The organism is Streptomyces sp. NBC_00442 (assembly GCF_036014195.1).
In the GTDB taxonomy this organism is placed as follows: Bacteria; Actinomycetota; Actinomycetes; order Streptomycetales; family Streptomycetaceae; genus Streptomyces.
On the sequence record NZ_CP107918.1, the window covers coordinates 1,180,417 to 1,206,374 of the forward strand.

A 25,958-nucleotide genomic window follows, 5' to 3' on the forward strand; every position below is an offset into this window, starting at 1 on the left:
AGGTTGCCGACGTGCAGCCGGAGGTATCCGTGGACGACGTCTTCAGGGCCCTGGCCGACCCCAGCAGGCGCCGTCTGCTCGACCGGCTCCGGGCGCGGGACGGGCAGACGCTGAGGGATTTGCGCGAGGGGCTCGCGATGTCGCGGCAGGCGGTGAGCAAGCACCTCGCGGTGCTGGAGGCGGCGGGCCTGGTCGCCTCCGAGCGACGCGGCCGGGAAAAGGTCCACCACCTCGATCCCGCGCCCATCCGGGAGCTGTCCGACCGCTGGATCGGGAAGTACGGGCACGAAGGGCCCACCCCGGCCGGCGGCCGGGATCCGAAAACGAGCCGTGCGGAGGAAGTCGCCGTGGACAAGCCCGAGTTCGCGTACACCATCTACATCGAGACCACCCCCGAGCGGCTCTACGCGGCCCTGACGGACGCCGAGTTCGCCCAGCGGTACTTCGGCGGCTGGGGCCCCATGTCGGTGTGGCGGGTGGGTTCGCCGGTGCTGTGGAAGATGGGGCCGGACGGAGCGTACGAGGATCTCGACCAGGTCGTCGTCGAGGCGGTGCCGGGCCGGCGGCTCGCGTACACCTGGCATCGACTTCTTCCGATGCACCGTCACCTCTTCGACAGCGACGAGGAGTTCGCGCGGGCCCGGAGCGAACAGTCCCGGGTCGCCTTCGACATCCGGCACGCCGAGCCGGCCTCGCTCGGCGTGAAGCTGACCCTTACGCACGATGGGTTCGACACCCCGGACAGCGAGATGCTCAAGGGCGTCAGCGGCGGCTGGGTGATGATCCTCTCCACCCTCAAGACGCTCCCGAACGCGAGGCCGGCAGCGCGGCCTAGGCAGTGTCCGGCCGCGCAAAGCGTCCGGCCCCCGTTCCCCAGTGCGGGGGAACGGGGGCCGGACCGTTTCGGGCGGCGTCATCGGGTCCCGGCGCAGAGGCCGGGGCCCGGGAAGCCGTGACTCAGGAACCCGCGGAACCGTGGATCAAGAAGCCGTCAGCGGACGGATCGCCGTCGGGGCGTGACCCGGCTCGGTGGCGAGCTCCTCGAACTCCTTGACCGCACTGATGTCGGACGTGGGGCTCATCGAGATGTTCGTGATCCGCTCCAGGATCGCCTCGACGACGACCGGGACGCGGAACTCGGCGGCCAGCTTCTTGGCCTCCTCGAACGCGGGCAGCAGCTGGTCCGGCTCGGTGACGCGGATGGCCTTGCAGCCCAGGCCCTCGACGACCTTGACGTGGTCGACGCCGTAGACGCCCAGCTCCGGGGAGTTGATGTTCTCGAACTCCAGGTTGACCTGGAAGTTGATGTCCAGGCCGATCTGCGCCTGACGGATCAGGCCCAGGTAGGCGTTGTTCACGAGAACGTGGACGTACGGGATCTTGTGCTGCGCGCCGACCGCCAGCTCCTCCAGCATGAACTGGAAGTCGTAGTCGCCGGACAGGGCGACGACCGGAACCTCGGGGTCGGCGGTCGCGGCGCCGAGCGCGGCCGGGATGGTCCAGCCGAGCGGGCCGGCCTGGCCGCAGTTGATCCAGTTGCGCGGCTTGTAGACGTGCAGCATCTGCGCGCCGGCGATCTGGGAGAGGCCGATGGTGGTGACGTAGCGCGTCTCCGGGCCGAAGGCCTTGTTCATCTCCTCGTAGACCCGCTGCGGCTTCATCGGCACGTTGTCGAAGTGCGTGCGGCGCTGCAGCGTGGACTTCCGCTCCAGGTGGGATGCGACCCACGCGGAGCGGTCGGGCAGCTTGCCGGCGGCCTTCAGCTCCTTGGCGACCTCGACGAAGAGCTCCAGGGCGGCCTTGGCGTCGGAGGCGATCCCGTAGTCCGGCGCGAAGATCTTGCCGATCTGGGTGGGCTCGATGTCGACGTGGACGAACTTGCGGCCCTGGGTGTAGACGTCGAGCTTGTAACCGGTGTGACGGTTGGCCCAGCGGTTGCCGATGCCGAGGACGAAGTCCGACTCCAGGAACGTCGCGTTGCCGTAGCGGTGCGAGGTCTGCTGACCGACCATGCCGGCGTTCAGCTCGTGGTCGTCCGGGATGGTGCCCCAGCCCATGAGCGTCGGCACGACGGGGGTGTTGGTGATCTCGGCGAACTCGACCAGCAGGTCGGAGGCGTCCGCGTTGATGATGCCGCCACCGGCGACGATCAGCGGGCGCTCGGACTCCAGCAGGAAGGTGATGGCCTTCTCGATCTGGGCGCGGCTCGCGGCCGGCTTGTAGACCGGGAGCGGCTGGTAGGTCTCCGGGTCGAAGTCGATCTCGGTGAGCTGGACGTCGATCGGCAGGTCGATGAGGACCGGGCCGGGACGGCCGGAGCGCATCAGGTGGAAGGCCTGCTGGAAGACGCCGGGGACCTGCGCGGCCTCCAGGACGGTCGTCGCGGCCTTGGTGACCGGCTTGGCGATCGAGGCGATGTCGACCGCCTGGAAGTCCTCCTTGTGGATCACCGCGACCGGGGCCTGGCCGGTGATGCACAGGATCGGGATCGAGTCGCCGATCGCGGAGTAGAGGCCCGTGATCATGTCGGTGCCCGCGGGGCCCGACGTACCGATGCAGACACCGATGTTGCCCGGGTTGGCGCGCGTGTATCCCTCCGCCATGTGGGAGGCGCCCTCGACGTGGCGGGCGAGGGTGTGGTCGATGCCACCGCCCTCCTTGAGCGCCCGGTAGAAGGGGTTGATCGCCGCGCCCGGCACGCCGAAGGCGTGGCTGACGCCTTCGAGCTTGAGGATCTCAACTGCCGCTCGGGCAGCGGTCATACGAGGCATGGGGTGCTCCTGCTTCGGCCGGCGGAGCGGGCTCAGGCGCGCCGCCTGGCCGCGCCGCCTTCGAGTCCGTTTCCGTAATGCGGAAGTATCATTCTGCTATGTGGAAGCAATGTAGGACGGCTTCGCCAGCGCGTCAAGGGAGAGCCGGGATGCGCGAATGCGCCACGCGACGGTCCTGGTTGGTGGACCATGGACCGCGGAGCCTCCGCGACGGCCGCCGAGGGGCTCGTCCGGCGCGGCCCGGGAGCCCCGTGGGGACCGCGTCGCGGTGGAGGTGGGGGCCGATGAACGGTGAAGGCGTACCGGCGTGCTGCCCGGACGTCGCCGTGGAGGTGGGGGGCGGATGAGCCGTGACGGCGTACCGGTGCGCTGCCCCGGATGCGGGCGGGACCACGTCTATGTGCCGCCCGCCTATCCCTGCGCCTGCGGCGCACCGCTCGCGCCGCCCATTCAGCGCGGCGCCCCGCCCTCCCCGATCACCCACCGCACCTGGACGGACACCTGGGTCACCGTCCGGTGTCGGTCCTGTGACCTGCAGAGCCAGTGGCCACAGCCGGAGCTCGGCTGCTCCTGCGGGACCGTCCTGAGGGTGCCGGTGCGCCCCGTGACCACGCCGTCCCCGGCCACGCCACCCGCCACCACGCCGCTCGCGCCCCCCGCTCCCACGACGGCCGCGCCCCGAGCGCCCGCGCCTCCCCCGTCGGCGCCCGCCGGCGCACGGGCCCGCGGGGCGTTCAGGCCGCGGACGATCCGGACCGCGCACGACACGGTGACGGCGGCCGCGCTCTACCTGGTCTGGCTGGGCTTTCGCGAGCTGTACCGTGCCGAGCCCCGCCCCGCCTCCGGCATCGATCTGCGCGGCCGGGGCCTGGTGGCCCGGGTGGACCCGACGACCCTGCCCGCCTCACCGGGGGCGATCGAGTGCCTGTGGCTGCACGCCATGACCGCGGAGGCGTGCGGCGTCCACTTCTCGCTCGCCGGATACACGCGCGAGGCCCTGCTGCGCGCCGACGACCTGTGGGTCCCGCTGTTCGTCCTCGACCTGGCGGGGACGCCCCAGCCGGTGAACGCGGCCGCCCGCGAACTGGTCGCGTCCGGCCCCTGAGGCCCCCCGGCCCCGGCCGCCGGCCCGCCGCGCGGTTTCAGGCCCCGTACGCCTCCCTCAGCTCCACCTTGCGCACCTTTCCGCTCACCGTCATCGGGAACGCGGAGAGGATACGCAGGTGGCGGGGGATCTTGTAGTGGGCGAGCCGGTCCCGGCAGTACGCGGCCAGCTCGTCCAGGGTGGGCGGGTCCGCGGGATCGCGCGGGATGACACAGGCCAGGATCTCCTCGCCGTACCGCTCGTCGGGGACCCCGACCACCTGGACGTCGCCGATCTTGGGATGCCCGTACAGGAACTCCTCGATCTCGCGCGGGTACACGTTCTCGCCACCACGGATGATCATGTCCTTGATCCGTCCGACGATCTCGACGTACCCGTCCTCACGCATCACCGCGAGGTCGCCCGTGTGCATCCAGCGCCCCGCGTCGATGGCCTCGGCGCTCCGCTCGGGGTCGTCCCAGTAGCCCAGCATCACGCTGTAGCCGCGGGTGCGGAGCTCGCCCGGTTCGCCGCGTGGGACGGTGACGCCGCTGACCGGGTCGACGACCTTCACCTCGACGTGCGGCATGACCCGGCCGACGGTGCCGGTGCGCCGCTCCAGGTCGTCGTCGGTACGGGTCTGCGTGGAGACCGGAGAGGTCTCGGTCATGCCGTAGCAGATGGACACCTCGGCCATGTGCATCTCGGCGACCACCCGCTTCATCACCTCCGCGGGGCACGGCGAGCCCGCCATGATCCCGGTGCGCAGCGAGGAGAGGTCGTACGCGGCGAAGCCGGGCAGGTTCAGCTCGGCGATGAACATGGTGGGCACGCCGTACAGGGAGGTGCAGCGCTCGGCCTGCACGGCGCGCAGGGTCGCCTCCGGGTCGAAGGAGGCCGCCGGAATCACGATGCACGCGCCGTGCGAGGTGGCCGCCAGGTTGGCCATCACCATGCCGAAACAATGGTAGAACGGCACCGGCACACAGATCCGGTCGGCCGGGGTGTAGGCGAGCAACTCGCCTACGAAATAACCATTGTTGAGCACGTTGTGATGAGAGAGGGTGGCCCCCTTCGGGAAACCCGTCGTTCCCGAGGTGTACTGGATGTTGACCGCGTCGTCGCAGGACAACTCCGCCTCGCGGGCCGCCAGTTCGCCCCGGTCGAGTTCGGCGCCGGACGCCATCAGGACGTCCCACCCCTCGTCGCCGATGAAGACGGTACGACGCAGTGCCGGGCAGTCGCCCCGCACCTGCTCCACCATCGCCCGGTAGTCGCTCGACTTGTGGGACAGCGAGGCGAACAGGACCGAGACCCCGGCCTGCTTCAGTACGTACCCCAACTCGTGCACGCGGTAGGCCGGGTTGATGTTGACCAGCACCGCGCCGATCCGCGCCGTCGCGTACTGGACCATCACCCACTCGGGGCAGTTCACCGCCCAGATACCGACCCGGTCCCCCTTGGCCACGCCATCGCCGAGCAGCGCGGCCGCCAACTGCGCTACATCCAGGGCGAATTGGGCATACGTCCAGCGCCGGCCCGACACATGGTCGACCAGCGCCTCGCGCTCCCCGTGCGCCCGGACCGTCCGGTCCAGATCGGCGCCGATCGTGTCGCCGAGCAGGGCGGTGCCGCTCACTCCATGGGCGTACGAGAGAGTCACCATCGCAGCGCGCCTCATTTCCTCAGCCGGGGCACTCAGCATGCCCCGACCGCCCGTGACCTGCCTACCCCGGCGCACCGGGAAGATCGACTCGGCCGCCCGCACCCGGCACGTCAGTTGATCCCGCGGTCGAGCCCGGTCCAGTACGGCTCGCGCAGCTTGAACTTCTGGATCTTGCCGGTGGCGGTACGCGGGATCGCCTCGCGGAACTCGACGCTGGTCGGCGCCTTGTAGCGGGCCATTCGCTCCTTGCAGTACGCGATGATGTCGGCCTCCGTCACGGCGGCGCCCTGCGCAAGGACCACCAGTGCCTTGATCGTCTCGCCCCACTTCTCGTGGGGCACCCCGATGACGGCGACCTCGGCGACGGCCGGGTGGCTGAAGATCGCGTCCTCCACCTCGATCGAGGACACGTTCTCGCCACCGGTGATGATCACGTCCTTCTTCCGGTCCGAGATCGTCAGGCAGCCGTCGCTCTCGGCGATCGTGCCGCCGTCACCGGTGTGGAACCATCCGTCCCGCAGGGCGGCGGCGCTTTCTTCCGGCTTCTCCCAGTATCCGTCGAGCACGTGGTTGGACCGGGCGAGCACCTCGCCCGAGCCGGACACCTTCAGCTTGACGCCGAGCGCGGGCACACCGGCCCGCGACAGCCTGCGCGCCCGCTCCTCGGCCGGGAGTCCCTCGTCGGCCGGGCGGGTCCGGTTCATGGTGAGCAGCGGGGACGTCTCGGTGAGCCCGTAGATCTGGAGGAACTCCCAGCCCAGTTCCTCCTCCATCCGCTGGATCATCCTGCTGGGCGGCGGTGCCCCGGCGCAGACGACCCGTACGCGGTCGCGGCCCGGGATCTCGCCCCGCCACGACGCCGCCGCGTCGAGCACCGTGTTCCACACGGCCGGGGCGCCGCACATCAGCGTGACGCCGTGCTCCTCCACCCGGCGCAGGATCTCCGGGCCGTCGACCTTGCGCAGCACGACCTGTTTCACACCGAGCCCGGCCATCACGTACGGCATGCCCCAGCCGTTGCAGTGGAACATCGGCAGGGTGTGCATGTAGACGTCGCGTTCCCAGGCGCGGGTGTGCAGTCCGAACGTCAGGCCGTTGACCCAGATGTTGCGGTGGGTCAGCTGAACTCCCTTGGGCCGCGCGGTCGTTCCGGAGGTGTAGTTGATCGTGGCCGTCGCGTCCTCGTCGGGGTTCGACCACGCTCGTGGCTCCACGCCGAAGCGCATGAGACCGGTCTCTGTCGGCTCTCCGAGCACGAACCGGTGGCGCGCCGTGACGCCGGACAGCTCCTCGTCGAGCTCGGGGTCGACGAGCAGGACCGACGCACCGCTCTGCCGCACGAGGTACTCGACCTCGTCGGGCTTGAGACGGAAGTTGACCGGCACGCAGATCCGCCCGCTCATCGGCACGGCGAACAGCAGCTCCAGCATGCGCGCGGAGTTGTGGCCGACCACCGCGATCCGCTCGCCCTCGCCGACGCCGAGAGCGTCGAATCCCGCCTGCCAGGCCCGGACCCGCTCGGCGAACCGCCCGTAGGTCAGTCCGGGCACCGGCGGGCCCGGCTGGTCGGGCTCGTCGACGACGCCGGTACTGGAGGAGAACCCCAGCTCAGCCCGGTCGAGGAAGTCCGAGACCGTCATCGGTGTCCGCATCGCTCTTCTCCCCTGTGTCCGCTGGACCCACTGTGTCCGCCGTGTCCGCGAGATCCACGGCACGTATGGCATGTACCGCATGTGTCGGAGGAAGTCTGGTACCTACCGGCGCCCCGAGCGGCCCAAATGACGAATTGCCCTGCTCAGAGCGGCGAGGAGGCGGGCGTGGGCGGACGGCCCAAGGCGGAGGGCTGGGGCTCAGGGGGGCGGGGCGTGGGCCGGGGCGCCCGGCGGGCGAGGCCCGCGGGCCGGCGGGGTCGGCGGGGTCGGCGGGCCGGCGGGGTCGGCCGGGGAGCGGGGCCGGCCGGGGCCCTCAGTCGTCGAGTGCGCGAAGGGCCGCCTCGGACGCGGAGTCGTCGGGGAGGTAGGCCAGAAAGTGGTGTCCGGGTTCGTCGACCGCGGCGAGCTTGACGGAACGCAGACGCAGTTCGCCCGCGACGGGGTGCCGGAAGCGTTTCACGGCCGGGCGGAACTCGGCGGTCTCCCGCTCCGCGAGCCAGCGCGCGGCGTGCGCGTCCTGCCCGATCGCCTCGATGATCTCGGCATACCTCGGATCGTGCGGCCGGCGGGCGGCCCGCGCCCTGAACTGGCCGAGCAGCGTGCGGGCTTCGGGCTCCCAGTCGGCGAGCAGCATCCGGCACGGCGGCCAACGGAACACCAGCCAGAGCATGTTGCGCCGCTTGGGCGGCACCCGGGCCAGGTCGGTCACGAGCGCGGCGTAGGCGCTGTTCCACGCCAGCAGGTCCCAGTGCGGGTCGATGACCATCGCCGGGTGCGGAAGCAGTGCGTCGACCAGGGAGCGCAGGTTCGGCGAGACCCAGCCGGCCGAGGCGACGGGCGGCGCGGCGGCGTCCTCCGCGAACGACAGTACGTGGGCGGTTTCGGCGGGGCCCAGCCGAAGAGCACGCGCGACCGCCCGCAGCACCTGCTCCGAGGTACGCACGCGGCCCTGTTCGAGCCACGCGTACCAGGACGTACTGATCCCCGCGGACTCGGCGACCTCCGCGCGGCGCAGACCAGGGGTGCGCCGGCGCGGCGTGACGGGCAGCCCCAACTCCCCGGGCGCCAGGCGCTCCCGCCGCGAGCGGAGGAACGCGCCCAGTTCGGCGCGGGGGTCACTTGTGGTGATGTCCGGGTACGTCACGACGTCAGCATGCCTCTGTCTCCGCGTCCGCCTCTGCCTGTGTCTGGCGTGTGCCTCTGCCTGCGTCTGTTGTCTGTTGTCTGTGCCTGTGCCTATGTCTCTGCCTGTGTCTCCGTCGCGGATGTGCCTCACCGTGTCAGCGATGCTAATCGGCTGAGCGGACACGGGCCCGGCTCCCCCTGCTGAGCTGAGGACATGACCCTTTCACCGCCTCGCCGGAGACTGCTCTGCGCCGCAGGGTTCGTCAGCAACTTCGACCGCTTCTCGATCGCTCCCATGCTCCTGCTCATCGGATCGGGCCTGGGGGTGCCGCTCGGCACGGCCGCGCTCGCGGCGAGCGCCTACACCCTCGGTTACGGGCTCGCCCAGCCGTTCTGGGGCATGGCGAGCGACCGTTACGGACGGGTGCGGGTGATGCGCCTGTCGCTCGCCGCCGCCGCGCTGGGAGCGCTCTCATCCGCGGTGACGCCGGACGCGGCCTCGCTGGTCGTGGTGCGAGGGCTGACCGGGGCCTGTTTCGCGGCCGCCATCGCCGGCTCCCTGACGTACGTGGGTGACACGGTCGCACCGGCCGAACGGCAGCGCGCGCTGAGCTCGTTGATGTCGGCCTTCGCGCTGGGCACCGCACTGGCCACCGTCGTCGCCGGGGTGCTGGCCCACTGGGTGAGCTGGCGCCTGGTGTTCGCGCTCCCGGGCCTGCTCGCCGGATATCTCGCGTGGGCCCTGCGACGCCTGCCCGAGCCCGCGCTCGCACCACGCGAGGGCGGGGCGCTCCGTACCGTCGTTCGGTCACGCTGGCAGTGGTACGTGATGGGCGTGGCCCTGCTCGAAGGGGGCGTCCTGCTGGGCTGCTTCACCTATCTGCCGCCCGCGCTGGAGTCGCTGGGCGCGGCCCCGGCGACCGCGGGGGCGGTGGCGGCGCTGTACGGGGCGGCGGCGATGGGCGGCGCCCAGGTGGTACGGCGGCCCGCCCGGCGGCTCGGTCCGGTCACGCTGATCGTGGTCGGCGGCGCCCAGGTGACGCTCGCCTACGCCGTCGCCGCGGTGCACCCGTCCCTGGTGACGCTGGGCGTGAGCGCGGTGCTGCTCGGCGGCGGGTGGGCGTTCCTGCACTCGACGGTCCAGGCGTGGGCGACGCTGCTGGTGCCTCGGGCTCGGGCGAGCGGGATCGCCCTGTTCGGAGTGGCCCTGTACCTGGGCAGCGCCCTGGGCACGGGACTCGCCTCCGGAGCGGCCCAACAGGGCGCGTTCCAGGGCCTGTTCACGGTCGCGGCGATACTTGCCGTCCCCCTGACCGCCCTGGCGGCGTACGGCCGCCGCCGATACGGGCGCGACGGTGGGGACGATGTTCGGGGCGGGGAGAGAACTGGGGATGGGGCCCGGGGCGGGGGCGGGACCCGGGACCGGGTTGGGACCCGGGACGAGGCCCGGAGCGGGGACGAGGCCCGGAGCGGGGACGGCTGTCCGCCGCGCCGAGAGCGCTCTCGGCGGGCGGCGGACCGCAGGCCGTCCGACCCCCGTACGGTCCGGCCTGCCCGAGCCCGGCGGCGCTGACTCGCCGCCGCTCGTGGCTACTTGTCGGCGGTCAGCGTGCCGGCCGCGCCCCAGCTGTCCGTGGGGACCTCGTGGATCCACACCTGCACGGTCTCGGCCGGAATCTTGTACGCGTCGACGAACGCGTCCGTGACGCGCTTGACCAGGTCGCGCTTGAGCTCGACGTCGCGGGGGCCCTGCTGGATGGTGACGATGGGCATGACCGACTCCTCTGTCAGCGGCGGCTTCCCGGCCTGTCCGGGTCGCTCACCGGCGTGACCTCAGTCCATCGGATCCGTACCGCCCGACCAAGGGCCAGAGCGCGACCGCAGCGATCAGCTTTCGTGATCGCTGCTGGTCAATGGGGTTGAAGCGGGGTCGGCCCCGCTGAACACGCTCTCAGGAGCGACTCGACGGCGGCCGGGGCGCGCTCGGCGCCGACCACGAGGGCGGTGGGCAGGGAGAGACCCGGGGCGCGCACCGGCCGGAAGGCGACGCGCGGGGCGTGCAGCGCGCGGGCGTGGGCGGCGTACACGACGGTCCACAGCGAGCCGAGCCCGATGGCGGCCAGGCTGTTCTGGAGCGAGCCGCCGGCGGGGCCGGGGACCGGCTCGAAACCGGCGGCGTGGCAGGCGCCCACGACCAGATCGACGAGCGCGGGGTTGGAGCGGCGGTCGGTGATGCACAGGGGAAGCGCGGCAAGGTCTGAGAGCGCTATCTCCTCGTGGCCGGCGAGGGGATGGCCGGCGGGGAGAGCGACGACCAGCGGGTCCTCCCACAGAGGCACGATGCGCAGACCGGGTGCGGGTTCCGGGGAGCGTACGAAGGCGGCGTCGAGCCGGCCGTCGGCGACCTGCGCGAGGCGCTCGCGGGCGGGCGCCTGGGTCAGCTCGACCGCGACGCCGGGGGCGAGCCCGGCGAAGACGCCGAGGACCCGGTCGAGGTGCTCGCCGAGTCCGTTGCTGGTGCCGAGCCGCAGGGTCGGGCGTTCACGGACGGAGGCCCTGGCCCGCTCGGCGGCGGCCAGCACCTCCCGCGCCTCGGGCAGCAATCGCTCTCCGGCCGCGGTGAGGCGCACGTACCGCGGCGACCGGTCGAAGAGATCGCACCCCAACTCGCTTTCCAATCGCCGTACTTGTTGGCTCACCGCCGACTGGACGATGTGCAGTCGCTCGGCGGCCCGCCCGAAGTGGAGTTCCTCGGCGACGGTGACGAAGTAGCTGAGCTGCCGCAGTTCCATGCGGGCGACTGTACGAGAACGCGCCCCGGCCCTGCGCACACCGGCCCCGCACGGGGCTCCCGGGGCCTGCGCCGCCCCAGAACCCGATCCGCACCTGTCCCCCGACCGCGCCCGATCCGCGCTCGTCCGCGCACCGGAGGAGGCAGGGAACTTCGCGTGGGCCGGGCACTGCTCAGCCCGGGGCAGGACGTCGGCGCCCTGGGCTCATGGGCACGGGTGAGGTTGAATGGCGGCCATGGTGTCCACCGATCGCTACCTCGCCTTCGCCGCGATGTCCCTCCTGGTGATCGCGATCCCCGGGCCGAGCGTGCTGTTCGTGATCGGCCGGGCCCTGGCGCACGGCCGCCGCACCGCCCTCGCGACGGTCCTCGGCAACGTCCTCGGCTCCTACGTGCTGGTCTGCGCGGTGGCGCTGGGGATCGGCGCGCTGGTGGAGCGTTCGGCCGCGGTGTTCATGGCGGTGAAGCTGGCGGGGGCCGCGTATCTCGTCCTGCTCGGGGTGCAGGCCTATCGGCACCGCAAGGAGATGCGGCTCGGGGTGGCGGCCATCGGTGAGGCGGCGGCCGCGGCGCGGCCGGCTCATGGCGACATGCGGACCGTCGCGGACGGCGTCCTGGTAGGCGTCACCAACCCCAAGGGCATCGTGTTCTTCGCCGCGGTACTGCCGCAGTTCGTGGACCACACGGCCGGGCATCTGCCGTCGCAGATGCTGCTGCTCGGGCTGATCCCCATCACGATCGGCCTGATCACGGACACCCTCTGGGGCCTGGGCGCGGCAGCGGCCCGTGGCTGGTTCGCGCGCTCCGAGCGACGGCTCTCGCTGATCGGCGGCGCGGGCGGCTTCGCGATGATCGGACTCGGCGTGACGGTGGCGGCGACGGGCCGCGCCGACTGAACGCCGCCTGAGCCCGAAGGCACTCGACACCGGACGCACTCGACGCCCCGAGGCACTCGGCATCCGGCATCCGGCCTCTGGCAGCACTCGACACCCGGTGGGATGAAGCCGTCGCGCGGCCCTGCTCCCGCACCACCGGTCTCCGCCGGCCCGCGCCCCCGCGCCGACCTGCACCAGGAACGCGTCAAAATCGGTGGCAGCGGGGTCAATACCGTGTCAGCGCGGGAGACCGGGGCGGCGGCGGGGGCATACCTTCAGGCGCACGGGCGCATGACGCGTACGGCATCCGCACTCCCGCACCGGAGGACACCATGGACAGCCTCACCATCGAGGACGCCGATCCCGAAGAACGCCCCCCGGCAGGGCCGCTGTATGTGCCGGTTCGGCTCGGCTCTGCCGGAGGACACCAACTACGTTTCCTGCGCGATGAGTTCGGCGCGCGTACCGCGGTGGGCTTCACGAGCCGGGACCGGCTGACCGCCGTCCTGGGCGGCGACCAGAGGTGGATCCGGCTGGCGGAGCCGGCGTTGAGAGCGCTCTCAGCACCGCTCGGTGTGACCTGCCTGACGGTGGATCCGGTACTCACCCCGCCGGTCCCGCACAGCCGCCAGTGCCAGACCCCGCCCCTGTGCGCCCGCCGGGACCACGCCCTGAGCCGCTGACGGGTTCCGGCTTGGGCGTCCCACCCGCGCCGCGCGGGCGTGTGCCCGATGGCGAGGGCCTGCCCGTCCAAGCGGTGGGAGCGCTCTCAGACGGCGGCGAAGTCCCCGAACCGCACGTCGCATGAGGTGGCCGACGTCATGTCGGCCAGCAGCCGCGCTCCCTCCTCCGCGACCTCCGCGCGGCGCGCCCGCCCGAGCTTGCCGAACGGCTGCACGGTGAGCAGCGCGTGTCCGCCCGTCTGCTCCGCGATGCGCCAGATCCCGGCGAGGAATCCGTCGACGAGCAGCGTGCGGTGCGCCTGATTCCCGCTCCAGCTGCGGCCCCTGTGCTCGGCCGGAACGATCCGGGTCCGGTCGGCGTGCGAGAGCAGCAGGTTGTCGAACTCGGGCAGGAGGCGCACCGGGGCCGGAGTGTCCTCGTGGGGCCGGGTGGCGTCCGGCAGGTCGAAGAGTTCGACGCCGTTCTCGTCCTGGAAGACCGCCAGCCGAGGGCGCAGCCGGTCGAAGACGCCGGCGAGCCGGGTCAGGCCGGCCCAGGTCTGCATGTCCTTGACCGAGGCCGGGCCGAAGGCCCCCAGGTAGCGCAGCACGGTTTCGTCGGGCGCGGGCACGGGCCGGGCCGGACGGCCGAGCCAGTGCTCCACCGTGGTGAGCGCTACCTGGCCGCTACGGTCCCACAGGCCGCGCGGGGTGACCTGTACCAGCGGGAGTACGCAGCGCGCGGCGACGGACAGGGCGAAGGGATCCGCGTCCGGCCACTGCTTCAGGAGCGCCACGCGGAGTTCCTTCATGGTGCGCGGCCGGTCCTCGACCTGGGCGCGTACGACCTCGCCGAGCCGCTCCGTGTCGACCCCGGCCAGCCCCTTGCGGAAGGTGTTCAGCTCGCGGTCCCGCGCCGCCTGTACCAGCGGGCGCAGGGTGAGAGCGTCGTCCGCGGTGTGCGTGTGGATGGTGGACCGCATGGTGACGATGCGCACGACCTCACGCCGTTCCATCAGCTCCGAGAGCGCTTCCGGCCGGAACCCGGCGAGCCGGGACCAGAGGGCGAAGTAGGGCGGCTTGACGTTCTGCGCCTGGAGCCCGAGCAGGTGGGCGACGGCGTCCTTGGGTGTGTGCGTGGGGCTGCGTCGGAGCAGGAGCTGTCGGTCGAGAGTGGCGCGATTGAGCGCGCGGCGCGAGAGCACGGGGTGGGTGCGCCGGGGTGCGCCGGTGCCGGTTTTCGAGGCCATGGCGCGCACCGTACTCCACGCCGGTGGCCGGGCCCGCCCCGCCAACCCGGCCCCGCCCCCCGCTCCCGGCCTCCCCCTTTTGGCGGCGCTTGGCAGCCCTCTCAAGCGCCGCGTTCGAGCGCCCCGGCCCCCGCCCCGGAGGCCCGCCGTCCGGACAAGGAGGTACAAGGACGTATGACGACGTGCGCTGACGTGCTACGACGTACCAGGACGTCCACGGCGTGCCCATGCCCGCGCCATTTGAGGCGTATATCCTGCTGCGGGGGCATGCAGACGAACATTTCGGCCGCCCGCCGGGCCGGTCGCAGAGCGGGAGGTGAGGTGGCCATGCCGGACCGACACGACCGCCCCGCGCGACCGTCGAAGCGGCATTCCTGGCGCAGACAGCCGTCCGCCGACGCCACGCCTCCCCCGGATCCGGCTCCCGCCGCCCGGCCCCACGGAACATGGCCGGCCCCCGCCGGACCCGATGCCACCAGCGACGCGAACGTACCGGCGACGGACGGGCAGGACGGCGGCCGGCCCGGCGGGCCGGTCGGCAGCATCGTGCAGTCCTCGCTGTACCGGGACGGGCGGCACATCGCCTCGCCAGGCACCCTCGCGGAGACATTCCGCCGACTGCGCGAGACGCCCGACGGCATGGCGTGGATCGGCCTGCAACGCCCGTCGGAAGCCGAACTCCACTCCCTGGCAGCCGAGTTCGACCTGCACGAGCTCGCGGTCGAGGACGCCCTGGAAGCCCATCAGCGCCCGAAGCTGGAACGCTACGGCGACACACTCTTCGTCGTGTTGCGCGCCGCGCGCTACCTCGACGCCCCGGAAGAGGTCGACTTCGGCGAACTCCACGTCTTCATCGGCCGGGACTTCCTCATCACGGTCCGCCACGGCGCCGCCCCCGACCTGTCCGCGGTCCGCCACCGCATGGAAGAGGACCCGGCGCTGCTGGCCCTTGGCCCGGAAGCGGTGCTGTACGCCATTCTCGACGCGGTGGTGGACGGGTACGCGCCCGTGGTCGCGGGCGTTCAGAACGACATCGACGAGATCGAGACGGAGGTCTTCCGGGGCGACCCGGAGGTGTCCCGCCGCATCTATGAACTCTCCCGCGAAATGGTCGAGTTCCAGCGCGCCACCCGCCCGCTGGTCGGCATGCTGCACGCCTTGATGGCCGGCTTCGCGAAGTACGGCACCGATGAGGAACTCCAGCGCTATCTCCGCGACGTGGCCGACCACGTCACCCACATCAGCGAACGCGTCGACGGCTTCCGCCAGGCCCTCACCGACATCCTCACGGTCAACGCCACACTGGTCACCCAGCAACAGAACGCGGAGATGCGGGCGCTGGCGGAGGCGGGCTTCGAGCAGAACGAGGAGATCAAGAAGATCTCGTCGTGGGCGGCCATTCTCTTTGCACCCACACTGGTGGGAACCATCTACGGCATGAACTTCGAGAACATGCCGGAGCTGGGCTGGGGCTTCGGGTATCCGTTCGCGATCCTGCTGATGGCGGTGGTGTGCGTCAGCCTGTACTTCATCTTCAAGCGGCGGCACTGGCTGTAGGCGGGGGCGTCAGTGCGTTGGCGCTCGTACTGACTGGGCGCAGCCCCAGTACCAGCTCCAGCTCCAGCTCCAGCAGTAGGACCGGCTTGCACCGGGAGTTGTCAGAGGCATGGGGCACACTGCGCCCCATGAATTTGGTGACCGCACACGACTACGCCTGGATCCGCACCGCGCCGCTCTTCCGCCACGCGATGGAGAGTGGATACACCCTGACTTTGATACAGGGGCGCAGCCCGCACGAGGTGCTGCGCGCGATGGAGGCAGAACCGCGCGGCACCGGGATGGGAACGACCGGGCTGATCGAGGCGAACGACGCCCACCGCGCCGAGACGGACTACGACTACTGGGACGAGTCCTACGTCGCGGGTGCCTTCAGCACCCCGGGCGAGAACGGCGACTGGACACTTGTCCTCGGCTTCGACGGTGGGCTGGAGATCGAGGGCTCGTGCGTGCAGGCCCTGTCGAAGGGCGGCCGGGTCGTGGTGCACTCGACCAACGGGGGCAAGCCCATCCACCTCTTCCACTGGTTCGAGGACGGTGAGCTCCGTACGACGTTCGAGGGCCCCTCGGCGCGCGACGGCAGCAGCCCCGATGCGTTGGTTCCCCTCATGCGGGCGGTCGGCTTCCCTCTGACTTCCGGGGGAGAGCACGACGAGAGCGCCCCGGTCGTCGACGAGAAGGCGGCGGTTCTCGCTCTGGCCGAGAGACTCACCGGCGTACGCGTCACCGAATCCCTCCTCCAGGACGCCATGTACGAACTGGGGCTCGTCCCGGAACAGCCCGCCGAGGAGTGGGCCGGCCTGGTCATCGACATCACCGATGCCCACGGGGAGCGTCTCCACAAGGAATGGACCTATGAGGAGATCGCGGCGGCTTCGGACCGGGCACGGGCGGAGGCGAACGCGCCCGTCGTGATCACCTACAACGAGCCTCTGACGACGGACCGTTCGCAGCGCGAGCCGCACGAGCCGCACGAGCCGCACGAGCCGCACGAGACAGGTGAGTAGCCAACGGGCGCGTGGAGGGCTCCCGGAGGGCGCCCCGCTTCGGCCGTCTCTCCGGCTGCGAGGGGATCCCCGATCAGCGGCGTCCGGTGGCCAGGACGACGAGGAACTGGCCGCCGCCCTCCTCGATGGCGGCGGTCACCGGCACCCCCGGTAGCAGTCGGGAGAACCGGTCCACCAGCCAGTCCGCCGCCTCCTGGGCGTCATTCCTGGTCGGGCAACGGCCCACCATCTCGCGGCCCCCTTTGCGCTCCAGCCTGTCGGCAACGGCGATCAGCGGCGCGGGTTCGACTACGTACAGGCGCTGTGGCCAGGCGATGGCCACCTTGACCGCGCCCTTGCGGCTGTTGCACCCGCGGTGCGCGAGCCGCTCGGTGACCTTGGCCTTCCGGTCGGCGGTCCGGCTGTCGACACTGGGCCCGCGCGGATCGTTCACCGACTCGTCGGGGTCGACCGGTTCGTCACACACCCAGCATCGCCAGCCGTCGCGCTCGGCCACATCATCAAGAAGGCTCATCCCGGCACGTTAGCCTGCCCGGCCGCCACGCACATACCAGGGCCCCGGCCGGCCAACAGCGCTGCGACGCCAGCCGCTCCATGGACGGCGCGACCCTCGCTGGAAAGGATCCGGGGCGGTCGCGACGAGGTCTGTCCCGTCCGGCCGTGAACCGGCAGCTGTCCGACGAGCAGGACCGTGGAACGTCGATGTCCGACCCCCTGGCTAGCCTGTTCTCGTGAAGCAGACCGACGACCGCCAGTTCCCCTCCGCGCTGGCCACTGCGATGGCCGTCCGATTCGACTGCGCCGACGGGAAGTCCGGCGTCGACTTCGAGCCCTTCCCGGCCTTCCTGTCCGCTGCCGATACCACCGAGTGGTTCCGGGCATGGACCGGGAACAGCGAACTGGACGGCAGTGACTTCCGCGTGTTCGGGCAGGACGGCACGGGCGGGTACGCGGCGTTCTGGCTCATCCGCCCGAGCCGGCCACTGGCCGAGCAGCCCGTGGTCTTCCTCGGCTCCGAGGGAGAGACCGGTGTCGTCGCCCGCGACCTGGGCGACTTCCTGTGGCTGCTGGCTGACGGCTTCGGCCCCTGGGAAGCCGCCACCTCGTACGAGCCGGACTGGCAGGCGCGGCCCAATCCAGAGTTGGCATCCATCGCCGAAGGGTTCGCACCGAACCAGCGCCGGTCGGCTGCAGCCGTGATCGAGCTGGCGAGCCGGGAGTTCCCCGACTTCGACGACACCGTCATGGAGCTCTGCCGCTGAACCCGGCACCATCTCCTGCACAACTGGGGGCACCTGGGGCACCGGCTGCACAAGGCCGCACGAAGGCCGCACGAAGGCGAAAGATCCGGAAAGCTCTCAGTGCAGTGCAGACGACCCGTGCGGCGCGGAGTCGCTGCTCGGTACGGTCTACCGGGTCCCACGCCGCTCCCCCGTACGTCATACCGTGGTCCCACGCCGCTCCCCCGGGCGGCGGAGGCAGGTCGTTCAAGGGGCCGATGCCCGAGCGAGGCCTCCGTGCGACGTTCGGAACATGACCACTGATCCACGGATGATGAAGCCGCCCCTTCGCACGGGGAGGCAGCGGGGGCCGCGCCGGGTGCACCGGATATCCCTGTTCTGGGCGATGGCGTACGCCGGATTCGGCCTGGTCTGCGCGTTGGAGGGGATTCCCCTGTTCTCCCGCGGCGGCATCCTGGGGCCGCCCGTGGCGGGTTGGGCGGTCGCGGCAGTGGGGACCCTGGCGGCAGTGGCCTGTGCGGCGGTCTCGCGCCACGGAGTGCGGCCCGCCCTGCGAGCACTGTTGTGGACGGTGTTCGGCCTGGCCGGACTCGCCGCGTTCAGCTTGCTCATGGATGTGATCACGCTCATGTTCGGTCAGGGCGTGGACAGTTGGCCCGTCGCCGCGCATCACGCTCTGGCGGCGTCCGGGGCGCTCCTGCTCGCGGCCACCGCCCGCTCCGATCGGCCGCCGACTGGCGCGGCCGCCACCCCGGCGCCCTCTGCCGCACCCCGGCCGGTTCACCTCGCGGCCTGGGCCGGCACGGCGGCCTTCCTCCCCTATGCGGTGATGAAGCAGATCTGGGCCTTCGGCGGCACCTTCGCCGGCACATCCGGTGCGCGGATGCGCGCGATCTCCGAGCGCAACGGCGCTTCGGGCATCTGGCTCACCCTGGAGTCGTGGGGCCTGGACGCCACGATGCTGCTGGCCGTGCTCGGCGTGTTCCTGCTGTGGGGCCTCGTGCGGCCTTGGGGGCAGGTCTTCCCACGCTGGACGCCGTTGTTACGAGGACGTCGCGTCCCGCTCTGGCTCCCGCTGGCTCCGGCCCTGATCGGCGCCGCCACGCTCGCCCCGTACGGTGTGCTCGGCCTCGGCTATGTGGCGATGGCCACGATGGACGTGGTGACCATCCAGAAGGGCGATTTCCCCTCACCTCAGGACGTGCTCCTGGTCGGCTGGGTCGGCATGACGGCATTCGCCGGGTACGGATGCGCGTTGGCGGTGGCGGCCCGTTCGTACTGGCTGCGGACGCGCCGGCGCCCCCTGAGCCTCGATGCCCGTGGCTGTCCGCGGCCGGACGACTCCCCGCCACCCGGCCACGGGTCCTGTGTGCCCCCTCCGCCGGACAGGCTCTAGGGACTGGTCCAGCCTCCTCGGCCGACGGCGTCCTGAACTGTGGCGAGGGGCCGAAAGAGTTCCCGGAGCCCGGCGACTTCGAGAATCCGCAGGTGCCAGGGCCGGACACAGACCAGGGCCAGTCGGCCGTCGCGTTCCAGCACCCTGCGCCGTGCCCGGCACAACAGGGTGAGGGCGGAACAGTCGAGGAACTCCACGGGCCGCAGATCCACGATCACCTGGGCGCCGTGCGGGGCAGTGGCCGCGTCGATGTGCACCCGTATTCCGGGGACGGTGCTCAGGTCGATGGTGCCGTGGATCTCGACCACGGTGATGCCGTAGACGAAGTAACTACGGGTGCGCCGGTACGGGGCCGGCATGCTCCCCGGCACAAGGTGACGCCGGTGCTGCCCCGATGCTGCGTTCGCATCCTGGATGCTCAAGGCGGTTCCTGACGTGAGGCCCCCGCAGGACGGGGAGTTCGTGGTCGTCGGACCGTCACCAAGGGCTGGGGCAACGCTCAACTAGCGTAAGGAATGGCATGGTTGCAGAAACGTCAACACACCCGAACACCCACCTGAAAGGGTGATAATCGCGCCGCACCCTTGACACGGTCGCTCCACCAGTCGAGACAGCGAGGGCAGAGACCGGTCCACGGGTTGATCCGGGGTGGGCGCGGCAGTTGGGTCGACGGACCGTCGGGCCGGAGGGGCTGCCTCCGGCCAAAGCCGGGCCGGGCGGGGGCCAAGCAGGGCACCCCCGGGTAGATTCGAAGCACGCTCGAGGGCGATCCCGGGTCCATGACGAAGGGCCCGCGTGCACGGCAGAACGGCAGAACGGCGGAACGGCAGAACCGCAGATCCGAGGCCACGATGGGCAGTTGGAGCCTGCGTGGTCTCGACGTAGGGCAGGCGGCCGCCGTCCGGTCACGGACGGTGTGACGGCGGCCGCCTGCACGAGGAGGTGGGCTCCCCTCCGCACTCTCCTCGCTCCCGCAGTCCTCACCGGCATCCGGGGCCCGCAGGAAGGGCCCCGGCTCGAACAGCCATGGGAGGACGAAGGGCCGGAGCCGCCGTATGCGGAGCAGCGACTCCGGCGACCCCTGATCACAGGGGTGGACGGTGGCGCAGGCCCGGGGGCTGGGGGCCAAGGGGCGGTCGGCTGAACCACTCGGTGCGCGGTTCGCGTACCGCTCGCCCTTGTCTCTACCAGGCATCGTAGGCCGGTCTCCTCACGAAGCAACCATGCGAATCCAGCCGGTGCGCACTCGCCATGGCCGAGCGGGGTCCGGCCGGAGCACCTGGGCACCCGCGGCCCCTCGCCACGGCCGGCGGTGTCCCCACGGGGTCGGTGCCGGACGCGGGGTGCGGCAGCGTGGCCGTTCCGTGCCGGACGCGGGGCGTGGCGGCGCGGCCGTTCCGGTGCCGGAGCTGGGCATGGTCCGTGCCGACCGGGACGCGGAGGAGTACGGTTGGGCCACCGGGAGCATTTCGCACACTGGCCTTCACGCCGACGTCGTTCCCGGTGAGCAAAGACACCGGGCGTCGTCCAAGGACAGTGCCCCCGGAGACAGGTTCGCGCCATGTCCGCGACCACGACCGACCCGCGATTGTTCCTCCAGCGCGAGCCCCCGCCACCTCCGGCGCCACCTTCGGCCGCGCGCATCGCGCTGAAACCCCCCGGCGCTACCCCCGGGCTCCTCGACGGCGCTTGGTGGCCCCGCTCACGTGACCTGCTGCGTGAACTTCCCGCACTGATCGACGTCCTCGACACGCGGTGGGCCCGGATCACTCGTATCGCGGTCAACCCCCGGCACTGGCCCGTCGTTCCACGGAAGATCCCGGTGACCGGGCACGTGGTGAAGGCGGGCTGGTTCAAGGACGAGCTCGACCCGCACAAGCTTCTGCTTCTGTCCTATACGGCCGGACGCTGGGACCTCCTCGTCATCCCGCCGGAGACCGCCGCCCCCGCGGCCGCCCGGCTGATGGCCGCCGCAACCGACAGCGACGGCCCGCAGCTCACCGCGAGCGCCCTCATGGACGCAGAGGCGGCTCTGCACGACGCGACGGCCGTCGACGGGCTGCAGGACCCTGAGGAGGCGTGGGAGTACGAGGGCGGCGCCTCCTCCAGCTACGCCGTTGTGGCGGCGCGCCCCAGCCGCCTCCTCGTGGGGATGTGACCGCAATGACCACGGCCCTGACCATCGTGATCACCCTGCTCCTGATCGTCGGCGCGGCACGCGTGATCCATCTGCTCAACGCGCAGCACGCCGACCGGATAGCGCTCCACCGCTACTCCCGCTTCCAGCCCCGTGGCCGGGACGCGCGCAGCGGCCCTGCTCCGCGGGCTCCCGCCCAGGCGGATCCGCCTGCCGTACCGGCCCGCCACGATGAGCGCGAGGGAGGGCCAGGACGTCTGCGTCTTCTGCGGCGCCGCTTCCGCCGGGAGGACGGCAGTCGATCCATGCCTCACCTCTGATCCGCGTCCCGTCACCGGGACTCGGTCAGGGGCCGCCGGCCTCATTCACGGGAGCCCCACCATGCCGCTTCTGATCACGCTCGTTGTCATCGTCGCCCTCCTTGCGCTGCTGGCCCTGGCCCTGTCCCTCAGGATCGTCAAGCAGTACGAACAGGGAGTGCTCTTCCGCTTGGGGCGCCTGGCCGGCACGCGTGCTCCCGGGCTGCGGACCATCATTCCCCTCGTCGACGTACTGCACCGGGTGTCGCTGCGCATCGTGACGATGCCGATCCAGTCGCAGGGCATCATCACCCGCGACAACGTCAGCGTGGACGTGTCGGCCGTGGCCTACTTCCGCGTCGTGGACGCCGTGAAGTCCGTCATCGCCATCGAGAACGTGAACGCCGCCATCAACCAGATCGCGCAGACCACCCTGCGCAAGGTCGTCGGCCAGCACACCCTGGACGAGACGCTGTCGGAGACCGACCGCATCAACCTGGGCATCCGCGAGATCCTCGACGTCGCCACCGCCGAGTGGGGCGTCGAGGTCACCCTCGTCGAACTCAAGGACATCCAACTGCCCGACAGCATGAAACGCGCGATGGCCCGACAGGCCGAGGCCGAGCGCGAGAAGCGAGCCAAAATCATCAACGCCGAAGGCGAATCGCTCGCCGCGGCAGCACTCGGAGACGCCTCCGACACCATGATGGCCCACCCCCTCGCGCTCCAACTCCGCAACCTGCAAAGCCTCGTGGAGATAGGCGTCGACAAGAACACCACCGTCGTCTTCCCCGCACCCCTGATGAGCACCATCGGCGAACTGGGCGCCTTCCTCAGCCGGGAAGCGGCAGCCGCGGGAGCGCCGCCGACCCCGCACCCGGCCGACGTCACCGAGGCCGCCCCGGGGCCGAACAACAAGCCCGGCTCACTCCCCCAGTACAACTGACCCCCCTCTGGCCCCAGACCCGGCCGGTCCGCCCGCAGCGCCACGCCGAGCCCGGGAGCCCACCGTGTCCGTCAGTTCCCTCCCATCGCCGCCCCTCACCGGGCCTTCGGCGGATGCTCCGTCGGCCTTTGCGACCGCCGGCCGGCAACCGGCAGCCGGTCGGCGCACGGTCGGCTTCGGTGGATGCCCACGGGATGCCCCGTCCCCGCACTCCCGCTCGCCGTGCGCCGACCGGGCCGGACGGACCCGTCCACACGACGTCATCCGCCCGCTCGGACGTCTCGGCCGCGTGGATGAAGGTCTACGGGCCCGTTCCCGGCCACGACGACGCCCGCCGCCCATCCCCCGCCCGCCCTCCCCACCGAAGGACCCGAACCCATGACCACGACCCTCCGCCCCCCTTCGTCCCTGCTGCCGGTACGCCTGCACCTGACGCCGCCGGGCAACGGGCCCCGCCCCGTCGACGGCGTCTGGTGGCCCCGCTCGGACGACCTGACCACCGAACTGCCGCGCCTGATACGGGCGTTGCCCCACTCGTGGCCGCAGATCGCCCTTGCCACCGTGAACGCTGCCATGTGGTCGGCCTTTCCCGGCCGGATCCTCGTCGCCAACCACGTGATCCGACTGCACCGGGCCACCAGCAACCGCACCCCGGACACGATCTGCCTCGTCGCCCCCGGCCATGGCCGATGGGACCTGCTGGTCGTGCCGACGCGCACCGAGAAGACCGAGGCACTGCGCCTCCTGTCCATGGCGGACGGCCCCGCAGCCGACCGGCCGGGCGCACCCCTTCGGCGTGCGTCCGCGCAACGGACGTGAGCCGGGCCGGCTCAGGACTCGGCCGATGCCGCCCTGCCCCGGGACAGGCGTTCCGGGACCGGTTCCACAGGCCCCCGCCGCCCCTGGTCGCCGCCCGCCGGCAGCGGACGGCGGTCGGGTCGGGCGGTCTAGACTTGTGGCAGCATGTGTCTGCTGTCCGCGGGGACCGGCCTCACCGAGGTGTTCCCCACTACCCCGGCGTCGAGGGCGCCCGGCTGATCCGGCATTCCCATCTGCAAGCACAGGCTGTCGGCCGAAGGAAAGCGGGCGGGTTGTAGTGCTCAGCGAGCAGGCTGCCTACGTTCTGCGCGAAATCCGGTCGGGTGCTCGCACGGACGATCAGCTTGCGCACCTGTGCGCCCGCCTTCTGGATGCCGACGGTCTGGCCGTCTCGCTGGTCGTGGACAGGGGGCATACGGAGTTGGTGTGGTGCCACGGCAACGCGTCGGCCGAGTTCGAGGACCTTCAGTTCACCGTCGGCGAGGGACCCGGCCCCGAAGCTCTCGTCTCCGGCCGCACGGTACGGGTGCCCGACCTCGCCCAGGTGCGGCCAGAACGATGGCCGGCCCTGCTGGGGGCCCTGGACGGCCTGCCCGTGCGAGCGGTGTTCGCCTTCCCCCTGGACCTTGGCGCCATCAAGGTCGGGGTGGTGACCGCGGTGCGCAGTCAGCCGCGCGCCATGTCCGCGCAGGAAGCCGACGACGCCACGGCCCTGGCCCGGCTGCTGACCGCACGCTTTCTGGGCGGCACCCAGGGCGTGCCCCAGGCCCTGCGACGGGCGGTCGTCCACCAGGCCACCGGAATGATCAGCGTGCAGCTGGGACGGCCCCTCGCCGAAGCCGTGATGCGACTGCGCGCCTACGCCTACACACAGGACCGTCCGATCACCGAGGTCGCGCAGGACGTGGTGGCCAGGCGGCTGCGATTCAACGACGACAAGACCGGGCCCCAGGTGCCCGACGGCGATAGGGGATGAGTGTCATGGGTCGCGAACAACGCCTGGCCGAGGTCTTTGTGGAGTTGGCGGACTCCCTGATCGACGACTTCGACGTCATCGAATTCCTCCAGAGCCTCTCCGTGCGGTGCGTCGAACTGCTGGGGATCTCGGCGGCCGGCATCATGCTCGGCGACGAACACGGCGAGCTCCACACCATCGCCGCCTCCGACGAGAACACCCACCTCCTCGAACTCTTCGCCATCCAGCACGACCAGGGGCCCTGTGTGGACACCTTCCGCAGTGGCACGCAGCACACCAGCATCGACCTCACCGACCCGAAGGCCACCGCCGCCTTCCCGCACTTCGCCCAGCAGGCACGGCAGAACGGCTTCGCCGTCACCCACGCCCTGCCCCTGCGGCTGCGCACCCGCATCGTCGGCGCGATGAACCTCTTCCACACCGAACCCGGCACGCTCACCCCGGAGAACACCGCGCTCGCCCAGGCGCTGGCCGACGTCGCCACCATCGCGATCCTCCAGCAGCGCACCCTGGAGCAGACCTACGTCGAGCGCGACCAGCTCCAGGCCGCCCTGACCAGCCGCATCGTCATCGAACAGGCCAAAGGCATCCTCGCCGAACGCTGGAACACCAGCCTCGACGACGCCTTCGACCGCTTCCGCACCTATGCCCGGACCAACGGTCTGCGCATCTCCGACCTCGCCCGCCAGATCATCGACAACGGTCCTCAGCACAGCGCCCTGATCTGAGACCGACCGTTCCTCGGTACGGCGCTTTCCACCGCAGCGTCGTCGTTGCCTGGTGGACGCACCGGTAGCGTGGGCCCATGGACGAGGCCCGCAGCCAAAACGCGCGACCTTCCGCCGAGGATCGCGGCTACCCCGTGTTCCAGGCGGCGCGCGCCGGCGGGGTCGGCGAGCTCGATGGCCGGATCGTCGGGTGCCGGGCCTGTCCTCGGCTGGTCGCCTGGCGCGAGGAGGTCGCCGCGACGAAGCGGGCCGCCTTCCGGGACTGGGATTACTGGGGCAGGCCGGTGCCGGGGTTCGGGCCGCACGACGCACCCCTGGTGGTGGTCGGTCTCGCGCCGGCCGCTCACGGCGCCAACCGGACGGGCCGCATGTTCACCGGGGACGCGTCGGGCGATTTCCTCTTCGCCGCCCTGCACGCCGTGGGTCTCGCCTCTCGGCCCACGGCCACCACCGCCGACGACGGCCTGGAGCTGTACGGGGTCAGGGTGACCTCCCCCGTGCACTGTGCTCCTCCCGGGAACAGGCCGACGCCCGCCGAGCGGGACACGTGCCGGCCGTGGCTTGCGGCCGAGCTCACCTTGCTGGGCCCTCGGGTGATCGTCGTCCTGGGGGCCTTCGGCTGGCAGACGCTTCTGCCCGTCCTCGCCGACGCCGGCTGGCAACTGCCGCGCCCCCGGCCCCCGTTCGCGCACGGCACCGTGGTGACATTGCGCCGGGGCGAGGAGCGCGGACGGGCGGCCATCGGCGAACTCCATGTGATCGGCTGCTACCACCCCAGCCAGCGCAACACGTTCACCGGGCGCCTGACCTCTCCCATGCTCGTCGACCTGCTCCACCAGGCCGCGGAGCTGGCGGGCTTGAGCGGATGAGCCGGCAGGGTGAGCACCGCGGCGGCCGGTGAGCACCGCGGCGGCCCCCGCACAGCGATGGGCGAAGGCGCCGGATGTCCCGCCGTACCCCAATGGCATGATCGACC

Annotated in this window: 25 protein-coding genes; 16 read left to right on the forward strand and 9 right to left on the reverse strand. The window is 71.4% G+C overall.

Features of this window, described 5'->3' with window-relative positions; translation table 11 throughout:
- Window positions 1-11: 11 nt before the first annotated feature.
- On the forward strand, window positions 12-956 hold the full coding sequence (locus tag OG432_RS05395) for an ArsR/SmtB family transcription factor (RefSeq protein ID WP_328308264.1): 945 nt from the start codon (window positions 12-14) through the stop codon (window positions 954-956).
- Between the two features lie 24 nt (window positions 957-980).
- Here OG432_RS05395 and gcl read toward each other — a convergent pair whose 3' ends face one another.
- Window positions 981-2,771, reverse strand: coding sequence for a glyoxylate carboligase (gcl, locus tag OG432_RS05400; RefSeq protein ID WP_328308266.1), 1,791 nt, complete (start codon window positions 2,769-2,771; stop codon window positions 981-983).
- A gap of 343 nt (window positions 2,772-3,114) precedes the next feature.
- Here gcl and OG432_RS05405 point away from each other — a divergent pair, with 343 nt between their 5' ends.
- On the forward strand, window positions 3,115-3,876 hold the full coding sequence (locus OG432_RS05405) for a hypothetical protein (RefSeq protein WP_328308268.1): 762 nt from the start codon (window positions 3,115-3,117) through the stop codon (window positions 3,874-3,876).
- 37 nt (window positions 3,877-3,913) lie between these two features.
- Here OG432_RS05405 and OG432_RS05410 read toward each other — a convergent pair whose 3' ends face one another.
- The 3 genes from OG432_RS05410 to OG432_RS05420 all read right to left on the reverse strand — a co-directional run bounded on the left by OG432_RS05410 (window position 3,914) and on the right by OG432_RS05420 (window position 8,317).
- A complete protein-coding gene (locus tag OG432_RS05410) occupies window positions 3,914-5,521 on the reverse strand; it encodes an AMP-binding protein (protein WP_328308270.1) in 1,608 nt (535 codons plus the stop codon).
- Window positions 5,522-5,631: 110 nt separating this feature from the next.
- Window positions 5,632-7,173 carry an AMP-binding protein gene (locus OG432_RS05415; RefSeq protein ID WP_328308272.1) on the reverse strand — a complete coding sequence of 514 codons (1,542 nt, stop codon included), beginning with the start codon at window positions 7,171-7,173 and terminating at the stop codon, window positions 5,632-5,634.
- Window positions 7,174-7,486: 313 nt separating this feature from the next.
- Window positions 7,487-8,317 carry a helix-turn-helix domain-containing protein gene (locus OG432_RS05420; RefSeq protein ID WP_328308274.1) on the reverse strand — a complete coding sequence of 277 codons (831 nt, stop codon included), beginning with the start codon at window positions 8,315-8,317 and terminating at the stop codon, window positions 7,487-7,489.
- Window positions 8,318-8,512: 195 nt separating this feature from the next.
- Between OG432_RS05420 and OG432_RS05425 the strand changes: the two genes are divergently transcribed.
- Entirely contained in the window at window positions 8,513-9,871 is a 1,359-nt protein-coding gene (locus OG432_RS05425; protein WP_328308276.1) for an MFS transporter, read from the forward strand.
- A 17-nt stretch (window positions 9,872-9,888) separates the two neighbouring features.
- Here OG432_RS05425 and dmpI read toward each other — a convergent pair whose 3' ends face one another.
- Window positions 9,889-10,071 carry a 4-oxalocrotonate tautomerase DmpI gene (gene dmpI / locus OG432_RS05430; protein WP_328308278.1) on the reverse strand — a complete coding sequence of 61 codons (183 nt, stop codon included), beginning with the start codon at window positions 10,069-10,071 and terminating at the stop codon, window positions 9,889-9,891.
- A gap of 137 nt (window positions 10,072-10,208) precedes the next feature.
- Window positions 10,209-11,090 carry a LysR family transcriptional regulator gene (locus tag OG432_RS05435; protein ID WP_328308280.1) on the reverse strand — a complete coding sequence of 294 codons (882 nt, stop codon included), beginning with the start codon at window positions 11,088-11,090 and terminating at the stop codon, window positions 10,209-10,211.
- 235 nt (window positions 11,091-11,325) lie between these two features.
- Here OG432_RS05435 and OG432_RS05440 point away from each other — a divergent pair, with 235 nt between their 5' ends.
- Together OG432_RS05440 and OG432_RS05445 are read left to right on the forward strand one after the other, a co-directional pair.
- The gene (locus OG432_RS05440) at window positions 11,326-11,985 is read left to right on the forward strand and encodes a LysE family translocator (protein WP_328308282.1); all 660 of its coding nucleotides are present in this window, start codon (window positions 11,326-11,328) and stop codon (window positions 11,983-11,985) included.
- Between the two features lie 311 nt (window positions 11,986-12,296).
- The gene (locus tag OG432_RS05445) at window positions 12,297-12,647 is read left to right on the forward strand and encodes an SAV_915 family protein (RefSeq protein ID WP_328308285.1); all 351 of its coding nucleotides are present in this window, start codon (window positions 12,297-12,299) and stop codon (window positions 12,645-12,647) included.
- An 86-nt stretch (window positions 12,648-12,733) separates the two neighbouring features.
- Here the strand turns inward: OG432_RS05445 and OG432_RS05450 are convergent, their stop codons facing one another.
- On the reverse strand, window positions 12,734-13,876 hold the full coding sequence (locus tag OG432_RS05450; RefSeq protein WP_328308287.1) for a winged helix DNA-binding domain-containing protein: 1,143 nt from the start codon (window positions 13,874-13,876) through the stop codon (window positions 12,734-12,736).
- A gap of 327 nt (window positions 13,877-14,203) precedes the next feature.
- On the opposite strand from OG432_RS05450, the gene OG432_RS05455 reads away from it, so the two are divergent.
- Both OG432_RS05455 and OG432_RS05460 read left to right on the forward strand, forming a co-directional pair.
- Window positions 14,204-15,433, forward strand: a complete 1,230-nt coding sequence (locus OG432_RS05455; protein ID WP_328308289.1) for a magnesium and cobalt transport protein CorA — start codon at window positions 14,204-14,206, stop codon at window positions 15,431-15,433.
- A 128-nt stretch (window positions 15,434-15,561) separates the two neighbouring features.
- Window positions 15,562-16,440: a DUF6461 domain-containing protein gene (locus tag OG432_RS05460; RefSeq protein WP_328308291.1), complete on the forward strand. Its 879-nt coding sequence runs from the start codon at window positions 15,562-15,564 to the stop codon at window positions 16,438-16,440.
- A gap of 73 nt (window positions 16,441-16,513) precedes the next feature.
- Here the strand turns inward: OG432_RS05460 and OG432_RS05465 are convergent, their stop codons facing one another.
- The gene (locus OG432_RS05465) at window positions 16,514-16,954 is read right to left on the reverse strand and encodes a hypothetical protein (RefSeq protein ID WP_328308293.1); all 441 of its coding nucleotides are present in this window, start codon (window positions 16,952-16,954) and stop codon (window positions 16,514-16,516) included.
- 217 nt (window positions 16,955-17,171) lie between these two features.
- On the opposite strand from OG432_RS05465, the gene OG432_RS05470 reads away from it, so the two are divergent.
- Both OG432_RS05470 and OG432_RS05475 read left to right on the forward strand, forming a co-directional pair.
- Window positions 17,172-17,702, forward strand: coding sequence for an SMI1/KNR4 family protein (locus OG432_RS05470; RefSeq protein WP_328308295.1), 531 nt, complete (start codon window positions 17,172-17,174; stop codon window positions 17,700-17,702).
- A gap of 271 nt (window positions 17,703-17,973) precedes the next feature.
- Window positions 17,974-19,077 carry a hypothetical protein gene (locus OG432_RS05475; RefSeq protein ID WP_328308297.1) on the forward strand — a complete coding sequence of 368 codons (1,104 nt, stop codon included), beginning with the start codon at window positions 17,974-17,976 and terminating at the stop codon, window positions 19,075-19,077.
- Here the strand turns inward: OG432_RS05475 and OG432_RS05480 are convergent.
- A complete protein-coding gene (locus OG432_RS05480; RefSeq protein ID WP_328308299.1) occupies window positions 19,074-19,436 on the reverse strand; it encodes an STAS domain-containing protein in 363 nt (120 codons plus the stop codon). The two genes, OG432_RS05475 and OG432_RS05480, sit on opposite strands and share 4 nt — an antisense overlap.
- Window positions 19,437-20,638: 1,202 nt before the next feature.
- Between OG432_RS05480 and OG432_RS05485 the strand changes: the two genes are divergently transcribed.
- From OG432_RS05485 to OG432_RS05515, 7 genes are all read left to right on the forward strand, one after another.
- A complete protein-coding gene (locus OG432_RS05485; protein WP_328308301.1) occupies window positions 20,639-21,235 on the forward strand; it encodes a DUF5994 family protein in 597 nt (198 codons plus the stop codon).
- 5 nt (window positions 21,236-21,240) lie between these two features.
- Complete coding sequence (locus OG432_RS05490) at window positions 21,241-21,534, forward strand: hypothetical protein (protein WP_328308303.1); 294 nt, start codon at window positions 21,241-21,243, stop codon at window positions 21,532-21,534.
- A gap of 61 nt (window positions 21,535-21,595) precedes the next feature.
- Entirely contained in the window at window positions 21,596-22,459 is an 864-nt protein-coding gene (locus OG432_RS05495) for a slipin family protein (protein WP_328308304.1), read from the forward strand.
- Between the two features lie 378 nt (window positions 22,460-22,837).
- The gene (locus OG432_RS05500; RefSeq protein ID WP_328308305.1) at window positions 22,838-23,278 is read left to right on the forward strand and encodes a DUF5994 family protein; all 441 of its coding nucleotides are present in this window, start codon (window positions 22,838-22,840) and stop codon (window positions 23,276-23,278) included.
- Window positions 23,279-23,555: 277 nt separating this feature from the next.
- On the forward strand, window positions 23,556-24,254 hold the full coding sequence (locus OG432_RS05505; RefSeq protein WP_328308307.1) for a GAF and ANTAR domain-containing protein: 699 nt from the start codon (window positions 23,556-23,558) through the stop codon (window positions 24,252-24,254).
- Between the two features lie 5 nt (window positions 24,255-24,259).
- Window positions 24,260-24,982 (forward strand): GAF and ANTAR domain-containing protein, encoded by a 723-nt coding sequence (locus OG432_RS05510; RefSeq protein WP_328308309.1) that lies wholly within the window; start codon window positions 24,260-24,262, stop codon window positions 24,980-24,982.
- 77 nt (window positions 24,983-25,059) lie between these two features.
- On the forward strand, window positions 25,060-25,851 hold the full coding sequence (locus OG432_RS05515; protein WP_328308311.1) for a uracil-DNA glycosylase: 792 nt from the start codon (window positions 25,060-25,062) through the stop codon (window positions 25,849-25,851).
- Window positions 25,852-25,958 lie beyond the last annotated feature (107 nt).

What these genes read in the sequence shown, in the direction of transcription:
- gcl (WP_328308266.1), bottom strand. Translation starts at nt 2,771, where the DNA reads ATGCCTCGTATGACCGCTGCCCGAGCGGCAGTTGAGATCCTCAAGCTC.
- OG432_RS05405 (WP_328308268.1), top strand. Translation starts at nt 3,115, where the DNA reads ATGAGCCGTGACGGCGTACCGGTGCGCTGCCCCGGATGCGGGCGGGAC.
- OG432_RS05410 (WP_328308270.1), bottom strand. Translation starts at nt 5,521, where the DNA reads ATGGTGACTCTCTCGTACGCCCATGGAGTGAGCGGCACCGCCCTGCTC.
- OG432_RS05415 (WP_328308272.1), bottom strand. Translation starts at nt 7,173, where the DNA reads ATGCGGACACCGATGACGGTCTCGGACTTCCTCGACCGGGCTGAGCTG.
- OG432_RS05425 (WP_328308276.1), top strand. Translation starts at nt 8,513, where the DNA reads ATGACCCTTTCACCGCCTCGCCGGAGACTGCTCTGCGCCGCAGGGTTC.
- dmpI (WP_328308278.1), bottom strand. Translation starts at nt 10,071, where the DNA reads ATGCCCATCGTCACCATCCAGCAGGGCCCCCGCGACGTCGAGCTCAAG.
- OG432_RS05435 (WP_328308280.1), bottom strand. Translation starts at nt 11,090, where the DNA reads ATGGAACTGCGGCAGCTCAGCTACTTCGTCACCGTCGCCGAGGAACTC.
- OG432_RS05440 (WP_328308282.1), top strand. Translation starts at nt 11,326, where the DNA reads ATGGTGTCCACCGATCGCTACCTCGCCTTCGCCGCGATGTCCCTCCTG.
- OG432_RS05445 (WP_328308285.1), top strand. Translation starts at nt 12,297, where the DNA reads ATGGACAGCCTCACCATCGAGGACGCCGATCCCGAAGAACGCCCCCCG.
- OG432_RS05450 (WP_328308287.1), bottom strand. Translation starts at nt 13,876, where the DNA reads ATGGCCTCGAAAACCGGCACCGGCGCACCCCGGCGCACCCACCCCGTG.
- OG432_RS05455 (WP_328308289.1), top strand. Translation starts at nt 14,204, where the DNA reads ATGCCGGACCGACACGACCGCCCCGCGCGACCGTCGAAGCGGCATTCC.
- OG432_RS05460 (WP_328308291.1), top strand. Translation starts at nt 15,562, where the DNA reads ATGAATTTGGTGACCGCACACGACTACGCCTGGATCCGCACCGCGCCG.
- OG432_RS05465 (WP_328308293.1), bottom strand. Translation starts at nt 16,954, where the DNA reads ATGAGCCTTCTTGATGATGTGGCCGAGCGCGACGGCTGGCGATGCTGG.
- OG432_RS05475 (WP_328308297.1), top strand. Translation starts at nt 17,974, where the DNA reads ATGACCACTGATCCACGGATGATGAAGCCGCCCCTTCGCACGGGGAGG.
- OG432_RS05480 (WP_328308299.1), bottom strand. Translation starts at nt 19,436, where the DNA reads ATGCCGGCCCCGTACCGGCGCACCCGTAGTTACTTCGTCTACGGCATC.
- OG432_RS05485 (WP_328308301.1), top strand. Translation starts at nt 20,639, where the DNA reads ATGTCCGCGACCACGACCGACCCGCGATTGTTCCTCCAGCGCGAGCCC.
- OG432_RS05490 (WP_328308303.1), top strand. Translation starts at nt 21,241, where the DNA reads ATGACCACGGCCCTGACCATCGTGATCACCCTGCTCCTGATCGTCGGC.
- OG432_RS05495 (WP_328308304.1), top strand. Translation starts at nt 21,596, where the DNA reads ATGCCGCTTCTGATCACGCTCGTTGTCATCGTCGCCCTCCTTGCGCTG.
- OG432_RS05500 (WP_328308305.1), top strand. Translation starts at nt 22,838, where the DNA reads ATGACCACGACCCTCCGCCCCCCTTCGTCCCTGCTGCCGGTACGCCTG.
- OG432_RS05510 (WP_328308309.1), top strand. Translation starts at nt 24,260, where the DNA reads ATGGGTCGCGAACAACGCCTGGCCGAGGTCTTTGTGGAGTTGGCGGAC.
- OG432_RS05515 (WP_328308311.1), top strand. Translation starts at nt 25,060, where the DNA reads ATGGACGAGGCCCGCAGCCAAAACGCGCGACCTTCCGCCGAGGATCGC.